Raw genomic sequence first — 14,884 nt, 5'->3', positions numbered from 1 at the left:
CGCCTAACCTACGATGGCGGACTGACCCAGCTAAATGCAATAGATTGATGGTTAAATTGGGCGCACGCCGTGGGTTGAATTGGGCGCACGCCGTGGGTTAAATTGGGCGCACGCCGTGGGTTAAATTGGGCGCACGCCGTGGGTTAAATTGGGCGCACGCCGTGCGCCCCTACAATTTTAATCCACCATTTTAGGTGGGTGACGGCAGTAGGTTGGGTTGACGTAGGAAACCCAACAAAACTCGTGATTATTGTCTGAACTATTGATTAAATAATAGGTTGTTCAGTTAATATCGGTGGGTTACGGCGGAGCGTTCATTAAATGATATTGCTTCGGTTTAAAACCCGCCTAAACCACCCTACGTTTTTTAGCTCTAATGATTTCCCTATCGTCTCTTTTTTTGAGACAAAAGGGTTGTTATTTTGATTATTTTGTTATAACATTGTTACAAGTAATAGATACCTTAAATATTACATAAGGAAAAGAACACTATGAAACCTCTACCCTCTCAAGTTGACACCTGCAATATCGCTGAAACCACTGCCCAGCAAGCGTTAGCAGAATTTGGGATTACCCAACTCCTGTCTTTTGTCAAGGACTACAGCGACATTGACTTCGAGGCGTCGCAAATGCATCTAACCGATGCTGAAGTCCATGCGATCGCGAAGCTATTTATTCAGCAGTTGACCGAAAGCCTCAACGGTAAACTCATCGCTGGCGCTTTAAATACCCTGCGCCATGGAGAGGAAATAGAGGAGATTGAACCGATGAGTGAAGAGGATCAAAATGATCAAAATTTCTACTGTTATCCCACCCCTTCTCGCCGTCGGATCGCGCCTCTATCTGTGCATAGCCAAACTGGACGCTATAACCCCCAATGGCAAAACTATCCCCGCCCAATTACTCAGCGGGAACAATACATTATTAACCTCTATTGTTACTGTGAATTTGGGATGACACCCAAGCAGTTTTATGCCAAATGGGATGTCACTTATGAGCAACTTTCTCACATCTGTTCTCGTTCCCAAGGGACGGTTCAAAATTGGTTTAACCGAGGGAAAGGCTATCATCCTCCTCAACCCGTTGACTTGCGCCATCTGGCAATTATGGATTTTTTGTTAGAGCATTTTGAAGAGATACCCCACTCCCTGATCAACCTGCGGTGGTCGTCATCAGGGAGAGCTGGGGGAGCGGGGGGAGCGGGGGGAGCGGGGGGAGCGGGGGGAGCTGGGGGAGCGGGGGGAGCGGGGGAAGTTGTGGAGACTCCTCCGGTGGAACGTCTCTTAGCTGGGGGAGCATGTCACTAATTTGGTGTATTAGAATTCTATCCAGAAACCGTAGGGGCGCATGGCGTGCGCCCATAAAATCTGCAAATCTAATCCATCATTTTAGCTGGGTCACGCCAGTAGGTTGGACTCTTGGAACGTAGGCGAAGCCTTCTCGAAGAGTAACCCAACTCCAGGGAGAGCCCGTTGGGTAACGCTTACGCTCTACCCAACCTACTTGAGAGTTCTGTGCTGTCCCTGACATGCTCCCAATCCTCAGGACATAAGCGGATGCCAAATCCGGGGAACACTACCCCTGTTATCACTTAGTCCGCGTCGGCGGACTTTGTTTGTGTAGGCGCGATTTCAATCGCCGTGGCAAAATGGGGTAATCAAGGCTTTGTTTTGGTCAAGATTATCGTGTCCCAACTGCGTCAGTACAGGTGGCTGACGTTGACCCATTCTGGGGGGTGGTGGGGTTAGAGGCGACCAAAATTACCTCACCTTTATCGTTTCTTACCCAACCTGTCGCTTCGATAATCTGGGTTCTGTTGGCTGACTCAACATTCTCGGTGACTGCGGCTTTCCCTGGTGCATTATGAGATACACTACTACTGGGTAGAGAACGCACCTCACCTGTGGGAAACGGTGAATCGATAGAGTCACCGGGACGAGGAGGTAAGCCCCCTGTACCTGTTACCACAAAACGGTTCTCTTGTCCACTCCCATGGGCGGGACAGTTCTGTCTCATCTGGCGGGAAGCATCAACGAATTGGCTAGGCAGGTTGAGTAAACCTCGCGATGGGTCTACATTGGGTGAGTTCAGTTCAAACCTTCCACTCAAGCCAAATTCTGAACTCACGGTGATGTCGTTTTGGGGGGTGAGTTGAGGGCGGAATTCGATGCCAAATAAGCCTTGCGCGGTAATCCCAATCGCACCGCCATTGCCTTGATCTGCATCGGCTGTGATGTCGCTGCCATGTTTTCCTGTTGGAGATGTGGCAACAATAAAGAGAGAGTCGATGGTGATATTACCGCCATTGGCGAGGTCAAAGGCATTGGCAGAAATTAGACTTTCGTTGGCAAGGTAGAGGAAGTCTAAGCCGGTGAGGAAGATGTTGGCGCCGCCTGCGGCATCGCTGAGGGCGGTTTCGGCGGTGAGTTTGCCTTGGTTGAGAAAGAGGGAATTGGCGGCGATAGCGAGGTTTCCGGCTTGTCCAGAGGGGCTACTTACGGTTACGGATGCCCCATCTTGGACGGACATTCGCCCAGTTTCAACGGTTAAGTCGCCTGCTGTACCCCCTTGGGTAGCTTCAACGGATAATCCACCTTCTCCGTTTAAGTCTACCGAGTCGCTGGCATTAACGGTTAAGCTTCCGGCTTTCCCCCTTTGGGTAGATGCGGAAATTAGACTGTTGTTGACGGTTAACGTGTCTAAGCCTTGTAAGGTAATATCTTCACTGATACCGGAAATGTTGGAGGCTGAAATTTGCGATCGCGCATTCAAGCTTAACTGTTCGGTATTTATCGTCACCCCCCCCAGCTTTCCCACCTTCACCAGTCGCTTCCACCGATAGGCGGCTGTTGTTGACAGATACCGACTCAACCTGATTTTCGCCTGCATTAATACTCAGACTTCCGGCTGTTCCGGTTTGTGTCGAGGCTGATATTTCACCCCCTGTCGGTACTCCAAACTCCTGGAAACTGTGGAACAGATTAACACCCCGAACTGTACCCCCCTCAATCGTACAAACCGGACACCCCGTCACCTGAGAATTTACAGGGAGTGTATTATCCGGGACAATTTGCGCCCGCACCGCGCTTGGTGTGATGAGTACAAGCAGCCAGAAGGCAGAAGGTAGAGGGCAGAAGGCTTTTTGCTTTCTGGTGTTGGTGTTTGGTCTATTCTTAACGGCTGGTTGCTTGAAGCCGCGCTGTCCTAAACACCCTAAGACCATGGGACTGACGACTTTAAGATAGGGAATAACTAAGTTCATAAACCTTAATCCTACCGCGTTATTTACCTGTTTCTGTCTTCTGTGCTACATGAGTTTCTATAAATAAACAGTCTGCCAACTTTCCCAAACATCCCCCCGCCCTGGATTCAGGAGAGCGAAACGTTTTCGGTTGAGCTAGTTCCATAATCTGATCAAAATCATTGGCTAATTTTCTGTATAATCTGATACGTTTACTAAGTAATTTTTCGTCTTTCTCAGCTTCAGGTTGTAGCTGGGTTAATTTGTCGTAGTCTAAAGTCCAGTGGTTAAGGTACAGCAACAAAATCATAGCCGTAACCGGAACGAGAACCTGGCTCAATTGTGACAAGTTGGCTTAAGGGATTGGTTAACTGATTTGTGCGATCGCCTGATGGTAAGAATTGTACCTTACCAGTTGCCCCATCAACACTAAAGCTTTCTGAACGTAGGATTTCAGCCACCCCCTGACGAGTGGGATTCTGCTTCAGTGCCGCAATCAAGGCTTGGGTAGCATCATAAGAGAGGGCGGTGCGCCAGCTTACATCTGCCCACCGAAGCTTTCTTGATGTTTCGGCAAAATTGGACTGAGAGTTGCTAATATGCCAGGGAACGGCAATCATCATATCTTTGACATTTTCTTCTTCCTGGGCAACTGCCAAGAGTTTCGTACCATAGAACGCATCTCCCCCTAAAATGATATGGTTCCCCCGCTTTTGTTTGATGATCTCAATCGCTTTGTCAATTTCCTCCCTTGATTTGTGATCGACTCAGTTGGCTTTTGGAGATATCTATGGGACTAAGATTGCCATCCTGAATCTGCCACAGATTGAGTATACCATTGCTGCCAATCGTGGCTAATTTCCGCTTATTGGGGCTAGCAGCGAGACTCTGGATTTGTTGTTGCTGGGTGACAAAGGTGTCCAACTGGTTATTAGACATATTCCAGAGCTTAATCGTATCATCGTTGCCCACAAGAATCAACGTCTTGCTATCCGGACTAAAGGTTACATTCTTCACCCCTCCGTACTGCTGTTGGACGATTTCAGCAGCCGGATTTAAGCTGACTGTACCATCCTCTCGGACATTCCAGAGATTGAGTTGATTGTTTTTACTAATCGTGGCGAGGAGTTCCTGATTCGGACTAAATTCCATACGTTGAATCGTCCCCTGTGTAGTCGAGAATTGAGCCGGACGGTTACTGGATATGTCCCATACCTTGACAGTACCATCTCCTCCCCCGGTCACCAGTTGCCTGCTATCTAAGGGACTAAAGGCTACACTATAAAGTTCTCCTTGTCCGGTGTCAAATTGTTCGACAATGGCGTTCTGGGTGATATCCCATATCCGGACTAACCCCGTCTCATCTTCCGCTGCACTTGCACTTGCGATCGCGAGTCGTTTTTCGTCTGGACTAAATGCTACGCTGGTGAATGTCTCATTGTCTTTTGTAGGAATGGGAAGTTGCTGAAATTGATCACTCGCTTCATCCCAAAGATTGATAGTGTCACCGTCTTTTCCTACCGTAACGAGATGTTCTCCATCGGGACTACTGGCTAAACCTTTAATCAGTCCTAGATTCTGGGGGAAGGGTTCGGTACAATATTCACTCAATGAAGCGTTTTGCAAGTCTTTCCCTTGAAAGGATAAAAATCGCGTTTAAATATATACTAGCCAATTTACTTTGTGATCGGGATATTCTAGTTCCGATAAAAGTACCCGGCGGCGAGCTTCATCACCCACAGCAACCATCCGCAGCATTACCTGACGCACTGTTTTTTCGTAGGCTTTATCTTTTTTAACCAGAGCGTTGTACTCCTCATCGGCACGCTTGGTTAAAGAACCAATGACTTTTCCTAATGCTTTATAATCCGCATCAGTTAAGGCTCGGTTGTCTCTTCTTTCTTTCACAGACTTCAGGTATAATTCACTGAGCGTGAACGAAAGTAAAGGTAATCCTCCTGGCATCTGTATAACTTCGTTAATCAGGTCATCAACCAGACTGGGAGGCTCAAAATACAATACTTTTTCCGATGCAGGTTTTTCAATGACTTCCCGCAATTCATCCTGAGTCATCGGTGGCACGACAAACCTGGCATTTTCCCAGAATTCTTTGAGTATACCCTCTTGAAACTGTGCTTCAAAGTCGAGTCGCAATGTGACGACAACATTAAAGGAATCTGAACAGTGTTGTATCACTTCTTTGAGGAGTTTCTGAAACTGCTGTTGTTCTGTGTTACGATTATGACTTTTCTTTTCTGGGTTACTATCAGTTTGACGAAGCGTGACCAATTCTTCAAACTGATCAATGGCTAATAATAGCTTGGCATCTGGATGAGTCGTCTTCCAGCGTTGAATGAGAGTGACTAAAGCTTGTGGGTTTTGTTTCAGGTTTTGCAGCGTTGTCGTCGTTTCATCAGGAATTGGCAAAACCTCAGCTAAAGCGGTTAGGGGACTATCGCCCACACGCATCAAAAGATTAGAATTTTCGTCAGTGGTTCCTTGTAAAGCTTCAAACAGAGCTTGAGCAAAGGGAGAATGTTTGCCATCTGAGGTTTTACCGCGTCGCGCCAAGGCATCCAAGGCTTTTTGATCATCTGCGGCTGAAGTGATAACCTGCCATGCGCGATCGCTAATGAAGCGATCATAACGTTCTTTATAGATTTTGACTCTCGGCTCAAGATCTCGACTTAGGCTTGCCCAGCGGAATGCCCCAGCAAAACAACAGTCTAGAATGGTTAACAAATGCCGACAGGGAAGTTCGAGTAGAGCATCGTGTAACTCCTGCATGGGTAAGTACGTGTTGTCTTGGTCTAAGATGGCATCTTGAGGAATCAGGTAGCCTGCTGGTCCATCCTGACTTTCTAAAGCATCTGAGGCATGAATAGGGAATACCTGGATCGTTACTGGCAGCTAAAGCCTGAAGAAATTGAGAGTTGGGCTGCATTTGATCGAGCGCTACCTCAACGGTGTTCATCATCGCCTCACTCAGACTACCCAGCGCTTTCACCGGCAGTGGTGTTTGGGAAAGACTATTCATACCCACAGCCATAACCATCGTTGCCCATTCTTTCACCGTTGCCCAAGGAGAACCAGCATTTGGTGTCCCCAACATAATCAAATGTTGGACAACTTTATTGCCTCCTTCTTGTTCAATAAACCAACGGGACACTAATCCGCCCATAGAATGGGCAACAATGTGCAGGGCTTTCCCATGGTTGGCTCCCAAACCGACGGCTTCCAGTCGCTCTTTCAGCAACTGAGCATTTTTTTCAATTGAAGTATTTAGGTTTTCACAGTCAAAAGTTAAAACTAAATCGTAAATCTCCCGGATAGAACGGTTTTTATTTTCCACTTCTAGGGGCTGTTGTAAGCTAGACGATCAAGGGTACTTTGGTTGGGAGAGGGTAAATCCCTTTTTGGGGGACGAGGAGCGTCAAGTTGTTCCTGAGTCATTAATCGGGCATCAAACTCGGTGGTGCTAACAATTAACTTTAAGATGTCTTTGTACTCGGTAATCCCCTGCTCCCATAAGTCGCCTGGCACTGTAGGATATAGAGTTTGTTTATCAATTGGAACCCAAGTTGACTGCCCTGACTCAAGCCGCACACAACCTACGTCTTCTAAGGAATTGTAAACCTCGAAAAGGTTTCCAAGATCAACAACAGCAAAGAAAAGTGGCTTCTTGCTTTTATTGGTGAGTTTGAGTTGGAAACCAGGCTCATGCCACTGATCGTCACTGTACTTGTATTGCAAACGAATTTCCTTGGATTGAGATAACTCTTCACCCTCCTCTGATAAAATTTGCATCTCCACATTATCTGGTTTAATGCTACTTGTAGCAGGGCTTTTGAGTTCGGCAATTACAGTCCAACGAGCAATATGTTCTAGTCGTTGAATTGCCTTTTGTGCATTCTCACTCGTATAGCCATCAATTTGCTCGACTAGGGGATGGTCATCGGTGGGTCGTACAATTAAATATTGCCCATTACTGCACAGTAGGCGAAACCCAGCCTCCTTCAGCACGACTGTCATAACAAACCAAGGTTTCCTCCAGTCGGTCTGGTTCTAAATGCCAAAACTCTGTGGGGGTTTTTGCTTGAGAACCATGACCACTGTAGTAGAAGAGAACAATATCCTCGCTTCCTGCTTGACATAAATGCTGTTGGAAGCCTTCAATAATTGCCTGACGGGTAGCCTCTTGGTTTAAGAGCTTGCGTATATGAGGCTTGTATCCATCTGGTTGAGCAATCCGCTCTTTCAAATACTCTTCTACGGCTAAAAGGATGCAAGGTTAGTATAGCGGTGATTCAATCGCCTCGTCTACTTGCATTCCCATTCGTTTCAAGACCACTGCATCAGAGTGCGATCGCGCCAACTTCATTCTGGCTCTTGCCTCAATTCTCTGGCTTAAACAGGACTTATATCATGTCCTAACGATTACCCATAATTAGGGTCTGCTGCAGTAATTCGTAGTGGCGTGGCGCACCTTAATTGGTGGATTAGAATTGTAGGGGCGCACGGCGTGCGCCCGGTTTAATCGTAAAATCTATTTCACAATTTTAGCTGTGTCGGTCCGCCATCGTGCGAAAGCGCTTGCGTAACGCACCTTTGTGAAAGCTTGCGTAATAAGTGGGGTCGCTGCGTCAGTTCCATTAAAACGACATGACATCCTGTCTGTCTGATGGGAACAAATTTGATATTACGGGTGGGTAGTTTGATCCCGATTCCCTTTTGAGCCGGAAGTACATTCATAAAACGGCTTTTTTGTCAAATTTGCCTCGAAATGAGTCCATCCAATTGGGTAATGAAACCTAATTGTAGTATTCCTTTTTTTCCGGCGTTAGGGAAAACCAAATAACGCATGATCAAGGCGTTTTAGGAATAGTTGGTTAAAAATGGCAATAAAAATGACACAATACAGTATAGAGAAACATCATACTACACCCCCAAACCCTTGTCAAATCAGGATTTACCAGGGGCATTTTCTGCCCGCCTGAAATTTGATTATCTTTAGACTATTAAAACCTAAACGTCGAACTTAAAAGTTTTCTTTATATATAGTAGGCATCATTGTAGAGACGGTGCATGCAACGTCTCTACATAAATGATGGTGCGATTGGTTTGTAGTGGGGAACCTTAGCCCTAGATTCCGCCCTAGCAACATAGGTCAACCCAAAATGGTGGAATAGATTTTATCGTTAAACTGGGTACTATCCTTTGCGCCCCGACAATTCTGATTTGACGGTTTGATGGGCGTACGGGGCGTGTTGGGCGGGGCGTGTCGGGCGCACGGGGTGTGTGTTGGGCGCACGGGGCCTGTATTGGGCGCACGCCGTGCGCCCCTACAATTTGGAATTCATCAAATCAGGTGTGCCAAACCACTACTGGAGTGATACCAAATCCGGGGAACGCTAACCCGTTATAATCCAGTCCGCGCAGGCGGACGAAAGGGCCAGTGTAGCAGCGATTTCAATCGCCCCCTCATGCTCTCTTGCTCCCCTCTCCCCATTCCCCCCTTTCAAAGGGGGGTTAGGGGGGATGGAGAGGGGCTTCTGGTGAGGGGTTGAGCTTAAGTTGACACGGGCGCACGGGGTGTGTGTCGGGCGCACGGGGTGTGTGTTGGGCGCACGCCGTGCGCCCCTACGGTTTCGGAATTCATCAAATCAGGTGTGCCACGCCACTACCCTTTTACCGTTACTCCCCACAGAGGCGACTCATGATCACTTTCCCATTGGCTAATCGATATATCCCCGTGGGTTCAATAATCGGATCACCCATTTTCCAAGGGCGACGAGTTGAGGACGAAGATTCTCCCCCTGCTCCCTCTGCTCCCTCTGCTCCCCCTGCTCCCTCTGCTCGCTCTGCTCCCCCTGCTCCCCATGCTTCCCCATCTCCCACACTGGGAATTGTCCGCACCGTCCCGGTCTGATATGGTGTATCGTAAAGATCCCCTGGGCGAAACGGGATACCCCCTGTACCTGTAATAAAGAAGCTACCCCGTTGGGGTTCATGGCGACGGGCAATGCAACTCTCGGCAATCAGTTCGTCGGTGTCGATTCCATTGCCTGATAACAGGATGAAGCTGTTCTCAACAAAGCTGGTGTCGGGTAGGGTAATCACGCCTTCTACTGCACCTGTGGCATTGATATCCACTCGCTCATTCTGCTCTAGGGTATCAGGATCAGTGCCTTTGGGCGCCGGTTTGAAGTTCTCTCCGAAGAAGGCGACGGTGTTGAATGTGATATCCCCACCTCTGCCATCTCGGGCGAATGCCAGGATATCGCTATCATCAAATGCCAGGATGGTGTCGGCAGTTAGGGTAATATTACCGCCACCCCCTGCACCAGAGGCAACTCGACTGGTGATATCGCTATCTCCAAACAGGCGGATATCAGAAGCGGTGATGGTAATCGCACCACCCGCAGACTGTTCTGTTGATGTGGCAATGGTGCCATTGGTGGCGGTGAGTTGTCCGGTGTTAATCGTGATATTCCCAGCTTGGGCTGCACCGATAGATTGGGCGGATAGCTGGGCTTGATTGAGGGTGAAGGATTCTGTGGCGTTGATGGTGATATTCCCGCCGAAGCCGTCTGGGTTGGCGGAGGCGGTGGAGGCTGAGATAGTTGCACCGTCGGCAATGGTGAGTCGTTGGGTATCAATCGTCAGGTTTCCCGCTGCACCCTCACCCGTGGTTTCCACGGCAAGTGTTCCAGCACCGCGAATGGTGATGGCTTCCGGTGCGCTTACTTCCAGGTTTCCGCCTCTGCCACTGCCAGAGGTGGAGGCAGAGATGCGGGATTGGGGCGCTAAGGTAATGTCTAGGGTGGATTGAGTCTGATAAGGTTTCAGGGTTAAGGTGCCGGCGGGGGTTTGTCCTTGGGTGTCGGCAAAGACACCGACGATGCCGGCTAAGTTCATCGTGGAAGCGTTTAAAGAGATACTACCACCGCCTTCGGGATTCATCGCGGTATTCGTGGCGGTGGCGGTGATGCGGGCGGTGTCGGAGAGGGTGAGGCTGGGGGTATTCACAATAATGTTGCCGGCTTTGCCTGTGTCGCGGGTTTCCACAGACAGAACCGGGGAAAAATCATCCACACCAAGACCGAGATTCACGGCGGTGGTAGCATTGACGGTAATTGTACCACTATCGCCACTGCCATTGGTAAAGGCAAAGATTTCTGCGCCTCTGGCGATGGTTAAAGTAGAGGTATCTAGGGTAATCGTGCCAGCGTTTCCAGTTCCTGTGGTTGATGTGGTAATAGTGCCTTCTCCCTGAATGGTGATGGCATCTGGGGCTTTTATCTTGATGTCTCCCCCGGTTGCTTGTGTGAAGGGGGAATTAGTGGAAGCGGAAATTGAAGTATCCTGTGCCAGGTTAATGGTTAGGTTTTCTTGGTTGGGGTGGGATTGAAGGGTAATATTTCCCGCCTTGCCAGAACTTTCTGTGGTGGTGGCGATATTGGCGCCGTTTTCTAGGGTTAATTCGGGGGTGGTGAGGGTAATAGTTCCAGCATTGCCAGAGTTAGTGGTGCCGGCAAATAGTCCGCCGCGTTGAGGTGTGTCTTGGTAGGAATACAAGCCTTGGAAAGTTATGCCACCGCCAGCATTGATGAAGATATTTCCGGCGTTGCCGATGTTGCTGGTGTTACTAATAATTTGACTGTTATTGAATGTGACTTGACCTGGGCTGGTAATCTTGACTTCACCAGCTCTGTCGCTACCATTGGTGTCGCTTTCAATCGAACTGTTGTTGAAGGTGAGATTGCCTAAACTGGTGACGGTGACATCGCCGGATTGTCCTTCACCCCCAACATCTAAGATTATTGTTCTAAAAAATAATAGCACTTCCACCTGCTTGCTCGTGAGGATGCGGGTATTTGTCACAGATAAATCCCCCAACCCCCTTATTTCAACCGTTCCAGCTTGATTTGAAGAGGATAGGGTTAAGATTTCCAGGTTGGTTATGGCGTTTCCAGCTTCTAAGGTGACATTTCCACCGTTTCCGGCTGTTTTGTTTTCAGAAAGGGCAAAGGAAGATAGGAGTAAGTTAGCAGAAGTGCCGATAATATCGCCATCTCTAGCGATGAGGGAAATCTCCCCCCCGTTGGCGGCATTGCCAGAATCAGAGTAAGAGAAGGAGTAAACCCCTGAGTTATCGCCAAAAGAGATATCGCCGCCGCTCAAGCTGATTTGTCCCCCATATCCGGCATTGCCATCAAAAGAAGAGTAATAGTCGGAGTACACCGATGTGTCTACGCCAAAAATGATAGCGCCGCCCCACAAGCTGAGTTGTCCCCCATCTCCACCATTGCCATAATTAGAGAAAGATTCGGAGTCCACCCCTGAGTTATCGCCAATAGAGATATCGCCGCCGCTCAAGCTGATTTGTCCCCCATTTCCGGCATTGCCATCAAAAAAAGAGTAAGAGACGGAGTACACCCGTGAGTCATCGCCAAAAAAGATATCGCCGCCGCTCAAGCTGATTTGTCCCCCATCTCCACCATTGCCAAAAATAGAGAAAGATTCGGAGTACACCCCTGAGTTATCGCCAAAAGAGATATCGCCGCCGCTCAAGCTGATTTGTCCCCCATTTCCGGCTTTGCCAGAATCAGAGGAAGAGCTGGAGATAACCAATGAGTTATCCCCAAAAGAGATATCGCCGCCGCCCAAGCTGATATCTCCCCCATCTCCACCATTGCCATCAAAAAAAGAGAAAGAGTCGGATAACACCAATGAGTCATCGCCAAAAGAGATATCGCCGCCGCTGAAGCTGATATCTCCCCCATCTCCAGTATTGCCATCAATAGAGTAAGACTCGGAGCTCACCTGTGAGTCATCGCCAAACGTGATATCGTTACCCGCACTCAAGCGAATTTCTCCCCCATCTCCGGTATCACCCCCACCCGAATAGGAACCAGACACTATGTCTTGGGAAACAATATTCCCCTGTGCCATCAGAATAATTGCTCCCCCATTAGCGGCATTCTGATTAAAATTGAACTCAGGCACAATCAAACCAACTCCTTCAAAAAATTCTTTAACAAAAGCGCCTGATGCGGATAAGAGTTCTGTACTGAAAATATCCCCCCGACTATCAATCGTAATCGCGCCCCCATCCCCGCTTCTATTCATCGTATCAATCCGGCTAACTCGAATATCCCCCGCTAAATTCGACTGATACTGATTGGTTAAAAATACCACTCCCCCAGGATTCGTCACGTTCCCATCAATTCTTATATCCCCCCTCGTCCCCATCCCCCCTGTACCGGGAACCATGGGCGAAAAACCAGCCGTTTCCCCTGTCACCCCCACTGTGCCAACAGCAGTTGTCCCCGCCCGAATATCCAGGGTTGGCTGTTTTGAACCATCAATCTCTATTGGTGTCCCATCGGATAAAGTCACCGTCTCCTGAATCGAATTCTCCGAAGTATCTGTCCCCGTAATTTCCACATCCCCAGTAATCCTGACAGTCCCCCCCGCTAAAATATGCAGAGAAGCCCCTTGATAACTATCAAAACTTACATCCCCACTGGCGCGAATAACTGGGTCATCAGGACTATATAAATTCCCCAAACTCCCATCCAACTGTTCAATGCGAAAACTTCCCCCACTCCAATAATGAGCATCGCCGCCCACATCAGCCGCACTTCGCAACACCATATCCCCACCGGAAAACAACCCACTATCGGGATGATTTAAGGCGAAAATATCAATCCCTTGATTTCCTGTTAATAGGAGATTTCCCCCAGCAGTGGCAATAAACGGATTGGTTTGACTATCCCGTATCGTTACCGTATCCTGTGCTTGTAGGGTTAAATCCCTCCCAGAACGCAACTGTCCCTGTAAATCCAAATTCTCCCCATCTAACGTCAGATTTCGCCCCGTGGTTAAATTCCCTCGATTAGTAATCTTACCCCCCGCTGCTTCTACAGCATTATAAAATAGCGCCCCAGGACTCACCGAGAGTAAACGACTACTTCGAGGTTGAGTCGCACTAAAAACTCCATCCTCACCCAACTCTATCCCTGACGCTGTGGTGGCGACAAAGGAACCTTCTATATCTAAACTGGCATTTTCGCCAAATAAAATCCCATTGGGATTGAGTAAAAATAGATTCGCTTCACCCAATACCCCTAACCTGCCCAATATAGTCGAGACATTATCCCCAGTAACCCGTGACAGGATATTTTCTATCCCATCCGGATTAGTAAAATAAACCCCTCTCCCTTCGGCGACATTAAACTCTATGAAACTATGAAACAGATTCGCGCCGCGAGTGGCGCCCCCATCAATTCTGTCACTAAGTATTTCCCGAATTATTGCATCGGGGTTAACCACAGAACTTTCCGCCCCTAGGGTATCATCGGGTATCACCTGGGCGAAGACTGCTTCATTTCCCCCGGTTACCAATGCGCCGATTAATCCGACAGTGCCAATGATAAACGACTGCCAACGCCCAGCCAACCTGTTTATTATCATCACGGCAAACGTCTCCTGAGAATTGTAATGAATTAAGCCATCGGGTTTTGATGTTTATCGGGCGCACGTCGGGGTTTGGTGTCAACTTAAGGTGAAAACCAATGCTTCTATCTACTCCTTGACATTTTCCCCCTCATCCCCTCACCCCAACTCCATCCCCCCTAACCCCCCTTTGAAAGGGGGGAACGGAGTTGGGGAACCGGATTCTCTTGCTCCCCTCCCCCGTGCAACAAAAGCGCAGCATCCTCTTTCCTCCCCCCTCTTGTAGGGGGGAACGAGGGGGGTTGGGAGAGGGGTTGGGGGAGAGGGGTTGAGCTTTTGTTGACACCAATGACGGAGCGTGCGCCCCTACGAATCTGGCAAAAGCGGGAGGCTACGTCTGAATTCCAACCTAATCGTCAATTTGGTATCAAATATGACAAAATATCACCGAATAATATCTTGGCAAACCCCAAGTCTTGATACCAATTATGCCAGTAAATTTGATAGTTTTCTAGCCTTATTTACCAAAATACCAGAAGGCGACGGAACCTGTGATGAAGTTAAGTGCAAGCTGGATTGCAGAATTCAGACAAGCGGGTTGCACACTTAAGCGCTAAAAGCAGGGGGAGCAGGGGGAGCAGGGGGAGCAGGGGGAGCAGGGGAAGCCTTATAGAGGTGTTCCGAGGGAACTATGACTTGTACTACCCCCGTTATTATCAAGTCCGCGCAGGCGGACTTTGTTTGTGTAGCAGCGATTTCAATCGCCTCCTCTTGCTGACGTTTGTTACATTGACGCTCTCCCGGTTAAAACGCGGGAGATTCTTAGTTCATCGAATCAGCCGTAAACCTTTGTATCTCTCCCATTGACGCCGCCAATGTTCGAGCAATACCTAACCAAATACCCGCTTCTCAAAACTACTAAGTATCGAGTCAGTTTACAGAAGAGATGGTGGGCAATTCTCCCTAAGCTTTCAGGAGACAACTGAGAGTGCCTGATAAGCCGTTTCTTCTCTCTTCCCTTGGTTCCTGTGCGCCCCACAGTACCGTTCTATTAAATGGTTACTTTTCTAGGTTCACACACCAACTGTTAGTTGATGATTGGGTTTTTAAAGAGGATTTTCCCTACCCTCTAGGCATTACTACTTTCTAGGCGGTCGTGCGTGGACACCACGGATTTGTATA

General features: G+C 48.4%; 9 protein-coding genes and 2 pseudogenes. 1 reads left to right on the top strand and 10 read right to left on the bottom strand.

Annotated elements, in window-relative coordinates; genetic code table 11:
- Positions 1-491 precede the first annotated feature (491 nt).
- Positions 492-1,307 (top strand): hypothetical protein, encoded by an 816-nt coding sequence (locus tag RIM23_RS24255; protein WP_446370097.1) that lies wholly within the window; start codon positions 492-494, stop codon positions 1,305-1,307.
- Positions 1,308-1,680: 373 nt separating this feature from the next.
- On the opposite strand, the gene RIM23_RS24250 is transcribed toward RIM23_RS24255, so the two are convergent.
- The 10 genes and pseudogenes from RIM23_RS24250 to RIM23_RS24205 all read right to left on the bottom strand — a co-directional run bounded on the left by RIM23_RS24250 (position 1,681) and on the right by RIM23_RS24205 (position 13,720).
- Entirely contained in the window at positions 1,681-2,799 is a 1,119-nt protein-coding gene (locus RIM23_RS24250; RefSeq protein ID WP_446370096.1) for a hypothetical protein, read from the bottom strand.
- Entirely contained in the window at positions 2,723-3,262 is a 540-nt protein-coding gene (locus tag RIM23_RS24245; protein WP_446370095.1) for a hypothetical protein, read from the bottom strand. The genes RIM23_RS24250 and RIM23_RS24245 overlap by 77 nt, the downstream gene beginning before the upstream one ends.
- Before the next feature lie 19 nt (positions 3,263-3,281).
- On the bottom strand, positions 3,282-3,551 hold the full coding sequence (locus RIM23_RS24240) for a hypothetical protein (protein WP_446370094.1): 270 nt from the start codon (positions 3,549-3,551) through the stop codon (positions 3,282-3,284).
- Positions 3,529-3,900, bottom strand: coding sequence for a hypothetical protein (locus RIM23_RS24235; RefSeq protein ID WP_446370093.1), 372 nt, complete (start codon positions 3,898-3,900; stop codon positions 3,529-3,531). Before RIM23_RS24235 ends, RIM23_RS24240 begins: the two co-directional genes overlap by 23 nt.
- A gap of 79 nt (positions 3,901-3,979) precedes the next feature.
- Complete coding sequence (locus RIM23_RS24230; RefSeq protein WP_446370091.1) at positions 3,980-4,867, bottom strand: WD40 repeat domain-containing protein; 888 nt, start codon at positions 4,865-4,867, stop codon at positions 3,980-3,982.
- Between the two features lie 30 nt (positions 4,868-4,897).
- On the bottom strand, positions 4,898-6,028 hold the full coding sequence (locus RIM23_RS24225; protein WP_446370089.1) for an nSTAND1 domain-containing NTPase: 1,131 nt from the start codon (positions 6,026-6,028) through the stop codon (positions 4,898-4,900).
- An 85-nt stretch (positions 6,029-6,113) separates the two neighbouring features.
- Positions 6,114-6,572 (bottom strand): annotated as a pseudogene (locus RIM23_RS24220) (esterase/lipase family protein); the annotation flags it as partial.
- A 23-nt stretch (positions 6,573-6,595) separates the two neighbouring features.
- Positions 6,596-7,273: a hypothetical protein gene (locus tag RIM23_RS24215; RefSeq protein ID WP_446370087.1), complete on the bottom strand. Its 678-nt coding sequence runs from the start codon at positions 7,271-7,273 to the stop codon at positions 6,596-6,598.
- Positions 7,251-7,517 (bottom strand): annotated as a pseudogene (locus RIM23_RS24210) (caspase family protein); the annotation flags it as partial. The gene RIM23_RS24215 and the pseudogene RIM23_RS24210, both read right to left, overlap by 23 nt.
- Positions 7,518-8,935: 1,418 nt before the next feature.
- Entirely contained in the window at positions 8,936-13,720 is a 4,785-nt protein-coding gene (locus RIM23_RS24205) for a two-partner secretion domain-containing protein (protein WP_446370100.1), read from the bottom strand.
- Positions 13,721-14,884 lie beyond the last annotated feature (1,164 nt).

It is taken from the genome of Coleofasciculus sp. G3-WIS-01, assembly GCF_040223135.1.
Taxonomy (GTDB): Bacteria; Cyanobacteriota; Cyanobacteriia; order Cyanobacteriales; family Coleofasciculaceae; genus Coleofasciculus.
This window is presented reverse-complemented; position numbering and strand designations above follow the sequence as displayed.

What these genes read in the sequence shown, in the direction of transcription:
- RIM23_RS24240 (WP_446370094.1), bottom strand. Translation starts at nt 3,551, where the DNA reads ATGATTTTGTTGCTGTACCTTAACCACTGGACTTTAGACTACGACAAA.
- RIM23_RS24225 (WP_446370089.1), bottom strand. Translation starts at nt 6,028, where the DNA reads ATGCAGGAGTTACACGATGCTCTACTCGAACTTCCCTGTCGGCATTTG.
- RIM23_RS24255 (WP_446370097.1), top strand. Translation starts at nt 492, where the DNA reads ATGAAACCTCTACCCTCTCAAGTTGACACCTGCAATATCGCTGAAACC.
- RIM23_RS24245 (WP_446370095.1), bottom strand. Translation starts at nt 3,262, where the DNA reads ATGAACTTAGTTATTCCCTATCTTAAAGTCGTCAGTCCCATGGTCTTA.
- RIM23_RS24215 (WP_446370087.1), bottom strand. Translation starts at nt 7,273, where the DNA reads ATGACAGTCGTGCTGAAGGAGGCTGGGTTTCGCCTACTGTGCAGTAAT.
- RIM23_RS24205 (WP_446370100.1), bottom strand. Translation starts at nt 13,720, where the DNA reads ATGATAATAAACAGGTTGGCTGGGCGTTGGCAGTCGTTTATCATTGGC.